At 55.2% G+C, this 15761-nt stretch carries 6 protein-coding genes; 4 read left to right on the forward strand and 2 right to left on the reverse strand.

The window, feature by feature from the left end:
• Positions 1-83: 83 nt before the first annotated feature.
• On the reverse strand, positions 84-10241 hold the full coding sequence (locus HYQ67_RS04450; RefSeq protein ID WP_202301804.1) for an autotransporter-associated beta strand repeat-containing protein: 10158 nt from the start codon (positions 10239-10241) through the stop codon (positions 84-86).
• Between the two features lie 429 nt (positions 10242-10670).
• Here HYQ67_RS04450 and HYQ67_RS04455 point away from each other — a divergent pair, with 429 nt between their 5' ends.
• From HYQ67_RS04455 to HYQ67_RS04470, 4 genes are all read left to right on the forward strand, one after another.
• The gene (locus HYQ67_RS04455) at positions 10671-12188 is read left to right on the forward strand and encodes a DUF1254 domain-containing protein (RefSeq protein WP_202301805.1); all 1518 of its coding nucleotides are present in this window, start codon (positions 10671-10673) and stop codon (positions 12186-12188) included.
• A gap of 25 nt (positions 12189-12213) precedes the next feature.
• Positions 12214-13506 (forward strand): DUF1254 domain-containing protein, encoded by a 1293-nt coding sequence (locus tag HYQ67_RS04460; protein ID WP_202301806.1) that lies wholly within the window; start codon positions 12214-12216, stop codon positions 13504-13506.
• A gap of 392 nt (positions 13507-13898) precedes the next feature.
• Positions 13899-14246 carry a helix-turn-helix domain-containing protein gene (locus HYQ67_RS04465; protein WP_202301807.1) on the forward strand — a complete coding sequence of 116 codons (348 nt, stop codon included), beginning with the start codon at positions 13899-13901 and terminating at the stop codon, positions 14244-14246.
• Positions 14247-14329: 83 nt separating this feature from the next.
• Positions 14330-15655 carry a glycoside hydrolase family 10-like protein gene (locus HYQ67_RS04470; RefSeq protein ID WP_237391095.1) on the forward strand — a complete coding sequence of 442 codons (1326 nt, stop codon included), beginning with the start codon at positions 14330-14332 and terminating at the stop codon, positions 15653-15655.
• Here the strand turns inward: HYQ67_RS04470 and HYQ67_RS24185 are convergent.
• On the reverse strand, positions 15633-15761 hold the full coding sequence (locus tag HYQ67_RS24185; RefSeq protein WP_272929751.1) for a hypothetical protein: 129 nt from the start codon (positions 15759-15761) through the stop codon (positions 15633-15635). The genes HYQ67_RS04470 and HYQ67_RS24185 overlap by 23 nt on opposite strands.

Consider the following 15761-nt stretch of genomic DNA (forward strand, 5'->3'; position numbering starts at 1 on the left):
AGCGAATGAATTTCGCAAAGGTCTCACCGAATAAATAACAAGGAAAATCAATTTATTGATTTTCGCCTGCTTAGATTGCAGGATCAGAAGCGGATTTTCATGCCGACAGAGGCAGACATATCAGAATCAAGTTCGATATCGCCGCCGGTGCTCCAGGTTTTGCTCACTTCGGTATACGCTGAAACATCCGGCGTAAACGCCCAGGTCGCCCCCATACCGGCTTCAACCGCACTGTAGTTTTGGCTGGTTTTCATCTCTGTTTTGCTGGAACCCTTCGCTCCGTTACTCCAGGTCACGGTGTCCTGACCGCCGCCAAGTCCCTGCCAGTAGTTCACTCTCGCATAAGGCCTGATGTTGCCGTGATCGGTTTTAACATCAACGGCCAGTCGGCCCCCCACGCGTCCGATCAACGACAGGTCGCTGTCGAGCTTCACACGGGATTTCGCGCTGTCGCTAAGCGTAACCGTATCGAACTGACTGTACTGATAAATCAGCTGCGCCTGCGGCTCCAGCAGCCAACGACTGTTGCCGAGATACCACGGTTTACCCACTTCAACGGAGCCGGTAAAGCTGCTGCCGTCAGGATGGGTGGTTTCGTTATCTGCGTTATTACGCAAATCAACGGAGTGGTAGCCGTATTGCAGCACGTTATCCACGTAAAGACCGCTATCGTCAGTCCAGGTGGCATAGCCCCCTAAATATGTTGAGAAGGTCGAGTTGTAACCGGCCCCGCCGCGCATGCCGGTAAAGCCGTCCATCTGCGCATCCGTATCCATAAAGGTGGTATAGAAACCGGCGCGCCATTTTTCGTTATGCCACAGGTCAAAGCCCATCTGCATGCCGTTATAGTTCGCGCTGGTCGTGGTGCCCGTTGCGTCGTCCAGCTTTTGATTCACCGACTTAACAATGTAACGCGCCCAGAAGCGTTCTTCATCGCTTACAGGTTTGGTTTTACCCGCATCCAGTTCATCACCCACCCGCAGATGCAGGGTGCCGAGAACCGCGAGATCGGCCTGACGTATCGTCGTGGCGATGGTGTCAAAACCTGGCACGTCGGGACGGTAGCCCGCACGCAGATACCAGTCTTCTCCCAGGCCTTGCGCATCGCCCGCGTACAGCTGATATTCCCATGCGCCCGCGACCACCGCATCGGCCCCGAGGGTGAAGCCGTCTTTGGTTGTTTGCGCCGTCGTCGTCGCGCCATTTTCCGCCTCAACGACCTTAATACCGTCGCCAACGGTGGGCTCGCCCAGGCGGCTGGCGTCGATATCGAGCCAGGTCACACCTGAAACTTCGCCGCCATCGATCACCAGGCGGTCAGATAGTCCCACGCTCTGGCGCTGTGCGTTCAGGGCGATAGTGCCATCCAGACCGGTATAGTCACCGTGGACGGTCAGAGCGTTGCCAATTTGCCCACCGCGCAGGTCGATGTTGCCCTGGTTGCTGAGGTTCGCGACGTGCTGGTTAAAGCCGCCGGTTGCCAGCGTGCCGTTCATGCTCACCACATGGTCTGAGGCGGCGCTGAAGCTGTTTGCAGATGCCGCTTTTAGCGTGCCGTTCTCCACTAACGTTATGCCGCTCCAGCTATTTTCCCCGTTAAGATAAGTGGTGCCAGTGCCTTTCTGCCACACCTGACCTTCACCGGAGATATCACCGTTCAGCGTGAAGCTGTCGCGGCGATCCAGCGCCAGCATCGAGTCATCAACAATATGACCGGTCACGCTGCCGCCGGTGCCGCCGTTACCCAGCTGCAATACGCCTTGTTCAATCCAGGTGGTTCCGCTAAAGGTGCTGTCCTGCGTCAGCGTCAGATTTCCGTCGCCAAATTTGTGCAGGTCGCCCTCGCCGGTGACGCTATGGATAAGCGAAATATCGTGGCCATAGGTATCAATTGCCCCACCGCCGTCTGCCAGCTTCACTTCACGAGAGGTATTAAAAGCTTCGGCGTAACGCAGCACCCCGCCGCGCAGCGTAATGGCGCTGTCCGCCGCCCCCAGGTTTTTATCGCTGGAAACTTGCAGCACGCCACCGCTGACCGCCGTGCCGCCTGCGTAGGTATTATCACCGTTCAGGATGAGCGTACCGGCATCGGTTTTGCGCAGGCCGCCTTCGCTGGTGATAACCGAATTGATGGTGGTGGTGTAATTAATACCTTCGCTTGAGCCGTCCCCGACGCGCAGCTGCGTATCCGCGTTGTGGATGGTCAGCACGCCATCGTTGATCACATAGCCGTCAACGAGGAACTGCGCGCCGCCCATGAAGACTTCGCCCAGGCTGTTATCAACGGTGACGTTACCCGCCTCGCCGCCAAAGATTGCGTATGAACCGTCGCTGTACGGGGCGTTTATTCGGCCGTCCGGGTCGGTCTGGTCGGTTGTCCAGTTGTCGTTACCGTGGCTGTTCTGCCAGAGACCGTCACCGCCATCCATCTGGCTGTTGTTCTTCAGCTCGCCGTTGTCGCCACCCGCACCGTCCCAGAAACGCAGGGTGTAGCCGGTGCGGTTGATCAGGTTGACCTGGCTATCGATAGAGGTCTGAACATAAAGATCGTCCGCCGCTTCCGGCGCTGCACCAATATCCATCAGGCCATTGGTCAACTCGCCCTCGTAGTTAAAGACGCGGTAGATACCGACGTCAAAATTGCCGCCGTCGGTTTCAGTGATATTCAGTTTGCCGTCCAGATTCAGATCGCCTTTAACGGTGATCAGGTCATTCATCAGGCCGCCGGCGTGGTAGGCCTGGCCGAGCTGGAAATCAACCTGCGAATTGTCATTCAGCGTCAGATCGCCGTTAATGGTCAGCTCGCCGACGCCGGTCATGCTATCGCCGGCGGTGATGTGGCCGTTGTTCGCCACGAGGACATCGCCGCCAATCACGCCCATTCCCCCCAGGGTTGCGTTAGCATCGACCGTCGCGTTGCCGGTGGCTGACTGCTGATTGCCGTTGATAAACAGCGAACCCTGCTTAACCGAAGTTGTCCCCGTCCAGCTGTTGTTGCCGCTGAGGATCAGCGAACCGGTGCCGGTTTTCACCAGGCTGCCGCCGTTACCGCTGATAAGACCGGAGATAGCGTCGATATGACCGAGCGCGCCTTCTTCAAGCGTCGCCGAACCCAGCTCGACGTTACCCGCGCCCGCGAGAGAACCGATGGCGGTATACCCGTCTGAAGCGCTGAGATCGACAAGCGCATCGACATTGTTGGCAATAATAGCGCTACGGGCCTGCGCATCATCGGCAAAAGTAACCAGCCCGCCGTTGTTAATATTTGCTGCGCCAGCATCGGCGTTTTCGCGCATTGCCAGTTCAGCATCGCTATCCGCAATATCAATTGCCGCCTTTCCGCCGTGACTGTTGCCGCTAAACTCCGCCTGGCCCGCGTTAACCAGCTTGATCGTACTGCCTGCCGCATCCGCAACGTTGCGGAATTTAAGCATCGCGCCGTCCACCAGCAGCTCGTGCTGTTCGGCACTGGCGCTGTTGTTAAAGCTCAGGGTCGCATCCTGAGTGGTATAAATGCCGGAATCCACTTTCCCCAACGCGCCGGTCACATTGGCGTTAACCGTTAAAGTCCCGTTTCCGTCTTTACCAAAGATCCCCGTATCGCCCAGCCAGGTGTTGCGGGTGTTCATCTCCAGAACCCCGTTACCGTCGCCCGTATCGCCGTCAACGCCGCTTCCCGTGGAGGTGTCGACGATGGTCAGCGGGCCGTTACCGCCGATGATCGAATCATTCGCCCGGGCGAGCGAGTTGCCCAGCCTTAACGTATGGCCGAACACATCCAGCACGCCGCCATATTTGGCCTCCGGGCCGTCGGGGACTTCCGTTCCCTGCCGCTCGCCGTCGAGGAACAGCTTGCGACTGAAGGCCAAATCGTCCCCGGCCTGGAACACCGCGCCGTTAGCCAGCGTCAGTGAGGTTCCCGCGTCGCCAAGGCTGCTGTCTTTCGACACCTGGAGCGTGCCATCCCAGACCTCGATACCGCCGCTGATGTGGTTGTCGCCGTTGAGGATCAGGCGGCCACCGTCTGCTTTCAGTAAGCGGATGGTGCGGCTGTCCAGCTCGTCCTGCAGTAAGTTGACATCAATGGAGGCGGTGATATTTTCCCCAGGGATTAATTCCCCCAGCCCAACACGGATTACGTGGTAGGTATCAGCGGTGGTTTCGCCTTCTGCCGCCCAGCTATTTTTTGGCAAAGGGACGGAAGATGGATAGGCATCCGTTACCGTCCCCATGAAGTAGAGCGAAGAGTCGTTATCGGTGCTGAATTTATAGCCATCGACGGCGAACTGCATGCCGGATTCAATGACGCGCCCGCTGCTGCCATCAATGTTGACCTCGCCCCCCGTCCCTGCAAATATCGCAAAGGCCGTCGGTGCCCACGGGGCATTTCCCCCGTCGACAAATTTGGTCCAGTTGTTGGACGGCGTGACTTCGGTCGAACGCCATGTGCCGTCGCCGCCGTCGATTTTGCTGTTGTCGTGGGCAACGTCGCCGTCCCACCACTGCAGCTCCTGCGCCGGGTTGACGAAATTAAGGACCAGGTTGACCTGCCCGTCGACGTCGGTCTGGATGCGGTAGGCTGAATCAGCGTCGTGGTCCGGTAACGTCACGATATCCATAGTGTTATCGGTCAGGTTACCGTCATAGCTGAACAGGCGATAAACCCCCGGCAGGAAACTGCCGTCTTCGCTTAACGCCACGTTCAGGTCACCGTCCAGCGTCAGATCGCCCTTCACGATGACCAGATCGTTGAACGAGCCGCCGGGAGTATAGTGCTGGCCAAGCTGCCAGCTGCTATTGGTGCCGGCATCCAGACGCAAATCACCGTTGACGGTCAGCGTGCCTGCGCCGTTATCACCGGGGGTCAGCGTGGTGCCGTTGTCAAACCAGACGTCGCCGCCAAGCGTACCGTAGCCGCCGAGCGCGCCAGAATTGTGAACGGTGGTTGTACCGCGCCCAACCTGATTGCCGTTAATCAATAGCGTACCGCCATTAACGGTAGTCGTCCCGGTGTAAGTGTTGTTTGCGCCGAGACGGGTCGTGCCCGCGCCGTTTTGCTCGAACGCCCCGCTGCCTGAGATCGCGCCGTTAAGCGACACATCATCTGACGAAGCGGAACGATTCACCGCCAGCACGCCGTTATCGGTAATATTGGTCACCTCTGACAGGCTACCTGCCTCGCCGCCGTGGCCAAGACTCAGGGTGCTGCCGCTGCCGATCAGCGTGTCGCCGGTGTAAGTATTATCTTTGACTAAATAAGTCGTGCCGCCGCCGATGCGCTCCATGCCGCCAGAACCGCTGATAACACCGCCGTACTCCTGGGTGTTGCTGCCGTCAAAGGAGATCAGGCTGTTACCGGTAGTGGAAATATCATAATCGTGAAGGGTGGCGTCTCCAGCATCGCTGACGCTGTTGCCGCTGCGCAACGTCGCGCCGTTGTTAACGTTAATTTCCGGCGTGCCGGAAAGCAGCAGATCGTCGACAACGGTAATATCGGTATTCGCACCGTCCAGCGTCAACGTGCTCCAGCCGCTGCCGATGTTGGTGCCTTTAGCCAGATCGTCGGCGCTAAATTCACCGATTTTTGCGGTGGTGTTGTTGAAGGTCAGGCTGCTGTTGCTGCCGCCTTCGCTGAGCACATGGGCAACGTTAGCCATGTTAACCGCGCCAAAGGTCGCGCTGTCCTGCCCGTCACCGCCGGTGAAGTCCACGTTGCCTTTATAGCTTCCGCCAGCCCAGGTGAAGCTATCCGCCCCGCTTCCCATCTGGATATCACCGGTGCTGCTTGCGCCCCGGATGGAGACAGCATCGTTGCCGTCGCCCATCGTCATCCGTCCGGCCTGTGTGCCACCGTTCAGATTCAGGGTGTTATTACCGTCCGCAAGATTGATTTGTCCGCTGATGGATCCGCCGCTCTGCGTAACGGTGTCGTTACCGCTGCCCATCGCAACGGCTACAGCTTCGGCGCTGGCTGCGCTCAGGTTTCCGCTGTTGGTCAGGGTGTTGTTTGTCGTGCCCGTGGCGTCAATCAGAATGGCATTTTCGCTCTTTGTGGACAGCGTACCGGTATTGCTGATGCTTCTGTTCCCAACGCTATTATTCAATGCAATCAAGGCGCTGGTATTTGAGGTGCTGTCAGAAACCACGCTGCCGGTATTGGTGAAACCGAGCGAGGAACCGGCAAGAATGGCGCTGCCCGTATCGCTACCGTATTTTATCGTACCGCTGTTGGTGACGGCCTTTGCCAGCGCGGCATCAATCGCGGCCCCGGCATCTTTGCTCATGGTGATATCGGTACCGGAATTTACCGATCCCGTTGTTTTCGCCAGAATACCTGTACTGCCCGCACCGGTGCCGTTGATCGTATAACCACGCCCAATGGTCAGGTCGCCGCCGGTGGTATTGCCGGACGCATCCATAAAGGCAAAACCGATCCCGCTTCCGTCAACGTTCAGCACGTTGCCGCTGCCTTCTGCGCTGAAGGTTTTTGCGGTGCGAATTGCCGGACCATCCGTCGCGTTAATCTCAACGTTGTTCAGATTGACGTTACTGGCGTCGGCGTTGTTGTTGATCCCGGCTCCGCTGCCCAGAACGTCAATCACCGTGTTGCTGGCGCTAAACGATGATGCGCCTGTGCTGTCGATAAGCACGCCGTCCGCACTGCCGTCCGCGGTAATATGGTTACCGCTGCCCTTAATCGCCAGCGTTGCCCCGTTCCCCGTCAGCTGCACGGCGGCCAGACCGCCGTTGGCGGTGACTGAGCCCAGCTGGCTGACCGTTGCCCCGCCGCCCTGGATACGCAGACCAATGTTGCCGCTGTCGTCAGCGCCGTTGATGGTAATAGCCTTGCCGTTGCTGAACGTGCCGCCATCGTGGATATCAACGCCGATACTGTCGGCCACTGCGTTAACCGTGATATCGCCAGAGTTAGTCACGCTGCCGCCGCTCTGAATATTGATCCCGGTATTGTTGCTGTTTCCGCTGATCAGCAAATCACCGGTATTGGTGACGGTGCCGCCGTTCTGGATGTTGATCCCGATATTGCCCGTATCGCCGTTAACTACCATCGAGCCGGAAGTGCTTACCGTCCCACCGTTGTTGATGTTGATGCCGGTGTTGTTGGTGCCGCCGTTATTGGTTATATCGCCGCTGATGTTCAGCGAGCCGCCGTTCTGGATATCGACGCCGGTGTTGTAGGAGCCAGCAAGCGTCACCCCGGAAAGGACATCCGCCGAGCCGTTGTCGTGCAGGCGAATCCCGGTACTGTCATTGCCCTGCAAATCAATGTCCGCATTGCTATCCAGAGCAATATCGCCGGCATGCCCTACGTCATAGCCGGTGATCCCCGTCTGCACAGCGGTAGAACCAATTTTTGCGCTGGAATCCACGTGCGTCGCCACCGGCGTGCCATCATTGGTTCCATCGATAGAAAAAGTACGACCATCAACCGCTACCGCGGTGGTGTCATCCCCCTCCAGGGCGATAGCACCATCGTTAATGATCCCTGCCGCGCCGCCGGTGACTTTCACGCCGATAGCGTCCTTACCGCTGACGCTAATTTTCGCGTTGCCGGTCGTCATCGACGTTCTTTTATCGTTAGACGGATCGCTGTCTTTCTGGTCGTTAATGCCGTTGGCCATGACGCCTACGGACCCCTCTCCGTCAACCGTCAGCTGATAGGCGGTACCACTGCCGTTGTCGCCATTGAATTCTGCACCATGATCGACCGCGAACAGAATGGACTGGCTTTGTCCGCTGTCAGTAATATCAGCTTTGCTGACGTTGATGCGGGCGTTTTCCCCCCAGGCGTAATAGCCTATCTGCTGGGCATTCTGGAAATTCAGGGCCGCATCGTCACCAAGATTGATGGTCGCGTTGCCACGCGCGTGGACGCCGATCGCCCCGGCGGATAACAGATTGATGGTGGAATCCAGATCCACATTAGCGTCGTTGTTCTGCAACCCCTCGGCATACACCGCATAGTTACGATAGGTGTACGGGTTGTTATCGCTGCCTCCCTGGTCGCCTGTAGTACCCACCGTGATGGTGCTGGTGGCGGTTGAGCTCATCGATGCGTCGCTGCCGTAAGCCTGTACGTTAATCGCCATGTTGTTATCACCGTCAACGTTAATATCGCCGTTGTTGGTGACGTGGCCTGCGCTGTCTTTCACATACAGCCCATAGTTAGCGGCAGCGGCGCTGGCGGTTAAGTTGCCGAGAACGTTTATGGTGCCGTTGTTAACCACCGTCCCGGTGCCGCCGTCAATCTGGATGCCCGCGGCGTTACGGGTCTTGTCCAGTAGCGAAATGGTGCCGTTATTGGTGATATCGCCGGTACCCGTGGAGTAAATGCCTGCGGTTAAATCCCCGCTCCCCACAAGATTTACCGCGGACGCGGTTGCTGTATCCGTGACTGGCGTGGTGCCAATATAAATTTCACCGTCGTTACTAAAGGTGGCCGCATCGCTGACCTCTACCGCATTTCCCCCGGCGCGACCGTCAGTATTGTTTGCGTTACCCGTCAGGGCAATGGTGGCGCCCGCATTGTTCAACGCCTCCGTGGTATCGCTGGCCGCAATGCCAACAGCGCTGTGGGTGGAACCGTCGGTAATAGCGACGTTGATATGACCGTTATTGGTGATATGGCTGTCGCCATCGCCCTTAATAGCGATGCTCCCGGCGTTATGTTCCTTCTGATCGGTCCCGTCTTTTTCAAGGAAAAGACCGGCATTCAGGGTGCCGTTGTTGATGGCGGTGCCGTCAGTGATGCGCATGCCGACCGGCGTCGGGCTGCTGCCGCTGCTTCGCCAGGCGTTAATCGCTCCGTCGTTGGTCAGTATTGCGCCGCGGTCGCCGCGCATCACGGCGGAGGCCCCATCAACCGCCAGACTGCCTTCGCTGGTCACGGTGCCGGTAGCGTTCGCCCCCGTGGCGTAAATCACATTCAGATCGCCGGTGCCCAGAGTGGCGTTGTTGGTATGTGCGCCCATGTCCTCCCAGACGTGCCAGCTGAAATCGATGGTCGTGGTCTCTTTTTGCTTCATCATTTCAGAAATGATGAGGTTATAAATCGCCTGCACTTCTGCGGTGGAGTCAATGACCTCCCCCCGCACTTCTACCCCTTTGCTCAGCCAGAACTGCATCTGCGGCTGCCCTTCATATTTCCCCTGGCCCAGCAGATAGTCATTCACGTCGGCAATATCCGCCGACGAGGTAATATGAAACTGTTTTGGCGCAAGGCCAATGATCCTGCCTGACTCCGTTTGCATGTACTGCGGGATTTTAACCGTGAAATCAAACTGGGTACTTTGGGCAGAAAGACTCTGAATATCTCTGGAGATAACCGGCGCTGGCATGAAATGGATATAGTTATCGGATTTCCAGTTGGCGTCACTGCCAGCTGAACCCGTGCCGTCGGTTTTAATCAGAATGGAGTTTTTCGCCATTAACGCCAGGTTATTCGCAGCGGATCGGATCGGAACGGCCGTGTTGGTGTCTGCGCCAATGTCCACATTGACCGTGCCGCCGCCGCCGCCGACGCTGGCAATACCAAATTCGTTATAGATGTGTACGGATTCGGGATTATAAACCGGCATTTCCATCTCCCCGACGGCCTGGTCGGAGGCAGAGGAAAAGGTGCCGGAATCATAAACGCTGATCACCTGATATGAGCCTTCCAGCCCGGGCACTTCAAGATTCATCTCCTGGTTTTGCTGCGGGTTGGCCGGGCTGGGTGAATAGGTGAACTGGTCGATATTGTCTAAGGTAATCGCTGTCTGATTGCCCTGCGCATCTTTGGCAAAGGCAGAAACAAGGCGTCCTTTATCCGCCCCAAAGGAGTCGCCCAGGGCCCTCGATGCTTTCACACCACGGCTGGTTGGGCCATTGCCGGCATCAACCACAGGCATGGCACCGGTAATGTCTAACGTTGTACCAAAGTCAAAATGCTGGGTCGTCCCATCGCTGCCGCCACCGCCATCAATCGCAAATGCGGTGCCGGTGTTAATCACGCTGTCATAATTAACGCTACTATCATCCGCAAACAGGTAGGTCGGATATTTTTCCGACCAGTCTACCTCGTCGGCCAGTGAGCTTGCTGGAAGCACGCCAGCTGCCAAAGCCGTAGCCAGAAGCATGGAACGCCCACGCGTTTTTCTTTTCTTACCGGCGCGGGCGGTTTCTGGCACCGCAACGAAGCCATTGGCCGCATGGCTCCAGACCAGACGATATACTGTATTCATAGTGATTTACTCAGAAAAAAATAATGGCGGAGATAATAAGAATGAGGCAGGCCGGGAGCCTTATGATTGGAATGAATCTTTTGTTGTTGGCAGCAATCCACACGTCATCCTTGATGATTTTTAAGCAATTGATAGTTGTCGATGGGGTCCATCAAAAAACGACGTAAGGCTTATCGGCCATAGCCACATTAACTTCAATGTTTTTAACAAATCCACGGGTGATGACTACGGGGGGAGAGAAGATGAAGGCCAGCCACGCCACTTTCTGAATGAAAATGAAGGGAAACGCAAAGTTCATTAATAAATATCTGCGTCGTTGCCAGCGTCTCGAACAGTATTCGAAGATAACCCGCCGATCATCAGCGAAATATCAATTTTACTGTATAGTTCAATTAGATAACTAAATCGAAATATTCATGGAGTTTTGCTATGTCAATGACACGCAGAGAGTTCTATAAGTTTGCGCTGGGTTCAGCCGCTGGCCTTGCGGTGCTTAAAACATCTTCACCGGCCTTCGCGCAGGAGAAATCACCGAAAGCAGTCTTGAAGCATGGCGCGGGACAACAAGGTGAAACCGCAGGTGGTCTGCCACCAGCAGGCGTTGCAAGCTCCGTGGAAGATTTTGATTACCAGATTAAATATCAGCGTGCTTTTGAAGCGGTATTGTGGAATATGCCAGCGGTCGCTATTTACAGCTTCCGCCGCGCGGCTTTTGAAAATCTGGGTCTGAAAGATAACGATATCATTGCCTATTCAAAGCCGGCGACGGCGCATCTTGAAGCCATCACGGCCAACAGTACGACGCCCTACATCACCGCCTTCACCGATCTACAAAAAGGGCCGGTGGTGCTTGAGGTTCCGGCTGCTGGTGCCGAGGGCAGTTTGTATGGGCAGATCGTTGATGCGTGGCAGTTCACCATCGCCGACGTGGGGCCAGCCGGTCTCGATAAAGGCAAAGGCGGCAAATTCCTGCTTACCCCGCCAGGCTACACGGACCCGATCCCCGAAGGCTATTTGCATGTTCCTTCACCTAACTACCGGGTAGCGTTTGCCTTCCGCTCCGTTCAGGCGCCGGGCAAGACGACGGAAGATGCTTACCATTACTCCAGACGCCTGCAGATGTATTATCTCTCTGCCGCGAATAATCCTCCTGAGCAGCGTTTTGTGGATCCTGGCACCAGCCGTTATCCCACTCTTCCCTACTATGACGAACGCCATTTCCATGATCTGCATGCGGTAGCCAGCATTGAGCCGGTGCGTGAGCAGGACAAAGTCATGATGGGAATGCTTGCATCACTTGGGATTGAAAGAGGAAAACCGTTTACGCCAGATGAGAAGACCACCAAAGCGATGCGCCAGGCTGCCATAGACGCCTGGTTTTATATGCAGTACTGGTATGACAATTTCCCTAAAGAGAAACTTTACTGGCCGGATCGCCACTATGCATCCTTGCTTCAGGCGGATGACAATAAGAAATTCACTTTTATCTATGAAGACCGTATCGATCTGATTAATCGCGCTGCAGAGTACTTCTGGTGTACCTATATGCCGAAGGTGCTTAGCGATGAGCCAGCAACGCAGTATCTGATGAGTATGGCTGACAGTAAAGGCAGGCTGCTAGAAGCAGGCCAGCTCTATAAAATCACTCTCCCGCCGCAGATGCCTGTCAAACAGTTCTGGGCGCTGACGGTCTATAACCGCGATACCATGTCGTTTATCTATAGCAAATCCGGGCGTACCACCCTTTCCTCTTACGATCTTGACACGATGACCAAAAACGCCGACGGCGGCGTCACCCTGTATGTGGGCCCGACGGCACCAGCTGGCCTGGAAAATAACTGGATCCCTACCAGCGGCAAACGGCCGCTTCCCGCAATGCGTTTTTATGGCCCAACCGACGACCTGAATCACAAATCATTCAAACTTGCAGACTTCGAGCGAGTTTAACTGCAGCACTAATAATAGGATTGTTATGAAAAAACTCTTACTGGCCGCGGTGTTGACTACCGTTGCGCTGCCTGCGATGGCACAAATTACCGATAAAATGGCGCAGGATGCCTACGTCTATGGCTACTCCATGGATGAGGCTTATAAATTCTTTTATGAGACGGCCGTGAAAACCAACACGCCGATGAACCGTTTTCAGAACATCCGCCATCTTGCCGATGATACTTATACGGATCACCCGACTATCAATAACGATACCCTGCACCTTCAGGGCTGGCTGGACGTTAGCGCAGAACCGGTGATCGTCAGCGTTCCTGACATGGATAAAGGTCGTTACTGGATCCTGCACACGATGGATATGGGCCACTATACCACCTCGATGATTGGCTCACGGACACGTGGCACCAAAGGTGGCCACTTTATGTTTGCCTCCCGCACCTGGAAAGGTGAAGTCCCGGCCAGCGTGACAGAAGTCATTCGCGTGGACTCGGACATCCTGAAGCTGATGGGTCGGATTATGGCCACCAGTCAGGAAGACACCAAAACTGCCCTGAACTATATGGATGACTGGAATATCCGTACGCTGTCCGCCTACCTGGGTGAACCAGGTCCCAAAGCGACCGAACATCAGTGGCCAGATCCGGCGAAAACCAACTGGTTACAGCGCGTTAACTTTGTTCTGTGTGAAGGTGACATGGGTACGGCCGACAAAAAGTGGCTGGATCAATATAAAGAAGTGGGTGTTGTTCCTTGTAAAACCGACTTCACCAGCGAGCAACTTACCGCCGCTAAAAAAGGTGAAGAGCTGGGTGCTGCCCATCTGAAAGCGCTTCTTCAAAAAATAAAGTCATCCAACGGCCTGCTCGGCACCCGCGCGGAGCTGCAGAATCAAAAGCGCGATCTGTTTTCTGAAGGAACGCTGATTGGTCAATGGGGCCTGCCGCCGGAAGAATCTATGTATCTTCAGGCTCTAAAAGGATCTGACGGACAAAATATTAACGGTTCCAACGGGAAGAAATACCGCATGCATTTCAAAGCACCGAACGTCAGCCAGTTCTGGTCCTTTACCGTCTACGGCACGGATAACATGCTAATGGCCCATAATGAAATCAACCGCCACAGCCGCGGCGATCGGACCCTTAAGCCAGGCCCGGACGGTATGTACACCATCGATTTAAGCACCAAAGGGGATGCCAATAATCCTAACTGGCTGCCGATCCCGGAAAAAGATACCTACATCATTATGCGTCTCTACGGGCCGGACAAACAAATTATCGAAGGTAAGTACCCGATGCCTGTTCTGGAAGTGGTGAAATAATCATTATCTGTCATCTCCTGTCACTGCCCTGAGTGTTAAGCCCTTCTTTTTTTATGCGAGAAGGGCTTTTTATTCTAGAATGCTGCAAGTGATTATTTATTATCAGGTCAACAATGGTTCAAGCTCCGACAAGACCAGCCGCCGCTATTGATCGGCTGCTAAATGCATTAACGCCTCATGCTCAAACGCTTAATGTCGGGCCCCGAAAAAGGCTGACATGGGATAATGGCGGCAGACCCTCGGTCTTTCTTTTTCTTGACGGCGAAATTTCCGTCTCCCGTATTACCGACGGTATTCTGGTCGCGACAGTGACAGAACCGCACATTTTCGGCTTTTCCGAGATGTTTTCCTCTTTGAGAGGCAATATTCTCCGGGCAGAAACGAATTGTCTGATGCTCAGCGTGGATAATGCCAGAGCGGAGCAAACCATAGAACGTTTCGGCCTGTGGCGCGACGTCGCTGAATTACTTTCTTTTCATAACAACAGTATGCTTTACCGCGATATGCAAATCGTCAACCAGCGGACTTACCCTATCGTCTGTTACTACCTGCTTGAGCTTGACCGCTTACCTGAGGCAACTAAAGAACGGGTGAACATCCTGAGCTATATCCAGGAGCGGACGGGGTTATCACGCAGTAGCATTTTGAATATTATCTCTTCGCTGAAAACCGATAAATGTATTAATTTTGAACGCGGGGGCTACAAACTCAAAGTGTATGGCCTGCCGGACGAACCATAAGAATGTATCTTTAAACTGCTAAGCCATTGACTTAAATCCGCAGCATATGAGAATGATGCATCCCATCAGCGACGACCAGCACTCTGGAGCACACCATCGCCCGTTCACGCAGCCTTTACTCTGTCACTAAATCTGGTGCGCTTATTGCCGGAGCGTTGTTACTCGCCAGCTGCTCTTCCGAGCCGCCGAAATCGCTGGTCACCCCGGCGGGGGTAAAACAGCCTTTAGCTGGTCATCCTCAGCAAAATACGGAAATGCGCGGTGTCTGGCTGACGACGGTTTCGCGTCTTGACTGGCCGCCGATAGCCTCGGTTAACGCCAGCAGTTCAGCGCAGCGAATCAGCCAGCAGCAGCAGGCTCTGCGCTTAAAGCTGGATAATCTCAAAAGTCTCGGGATTAACACGGTGTTTTTCCAGGTGAAACCGGATGGCACCGCCCTCTGGGCGTCAAAAATCCTGCCGTGGTCAGATATGATGACCGGAAAAATTGGTGAGTATCCCGGTTACGACCCGCTCCAGTTTATGCTCGACGAAGCGCACAAGCGCGGGATAAAAGTTCACGCCTGGTTTAACCCCTATCGCGTTTCGTTGAATACCAGACCTTCAACGGTGAATGAGCTAAACCGCACGCTATCGCTGGACCCGGCCAGCGTCTTTGTTCTGCATCGCGACTGGATCCGCACTGCCAGCGACCGTTTTGTACTCGACCCTGGTATCCCCGAGGCGCGGGACTGGATAACCAGCATCGTCGCTGAAGTTGTTGCCAACTATCCGGTAGATGGCGTTCAGTTTGATGACTATTTCTATGCCGAATCCCCGGGTTCCGCGCTTAACGACAGCCAGACATTTAAAAAATATGGCCAGGGATTTAGTTCGAAAGCAGACTGGCGACGCCATAACACCCAGCAGCTGATCGAACAGGTCTCCCGCGCTATTAAGCAGCTAAAACCAGGCGTTGAGTTCGGGGTGAGTCCCGCAGGCGTCTGGCGCAATCGCTCACAGGATGCTGCAGGCTCCGATACGCGCGGTGCGGCAGCCTACGATGAGGCCTTTGCGGATACCCGGCGCTGGGTGCAACAGGGATTACTGGATTACATCGCTCCGCAGGTTTACTGGCCCTTCTCCCGCAAAGCCGCTCGTTATGACGTGCTGGCAAAATGGTGGGCGGATGTCGTGAAGCCCACCCACACCCGCCTGTATATCGGTGTTGCGCTCTACAAAGTCGGTGAGCCTTCGAAAAATGAGCCTGACTGGACCGTCAGCGGCGGCGTGCCCGAGCTTAAAAAGCAGCTCGATTTGAACGAGTCATTGCCTGGCGTTAGCGGCACGATTCTGTTCAGAGAGAATTACCTCAATCAGCCACAGACGCAGGATGCGGTTAGCTATCTCAGAAGCCGCTGGGGCAGTTAATGTCGGCCCGGAAAACCCGGACTAACTCTTCGGCCATGGAATTTGTTGCCATGCTGGTAACCGGCAAAACGCCCGGCACCAGCATGCACTTACGTACAAACAACAT

This window comes from Dryocola clanedunensis subsp. sulfonylureivorans (genome assembly GCF_016756775.1).
In the GTDB taxonomy this organism is placed as follows: domain Bacteria; phylum Pseudomonadota; class Gammaproteobacteria; order Enterobacterales; family Enterobacteriaceae; genus Dryocola; species Dryocola clanedunensis.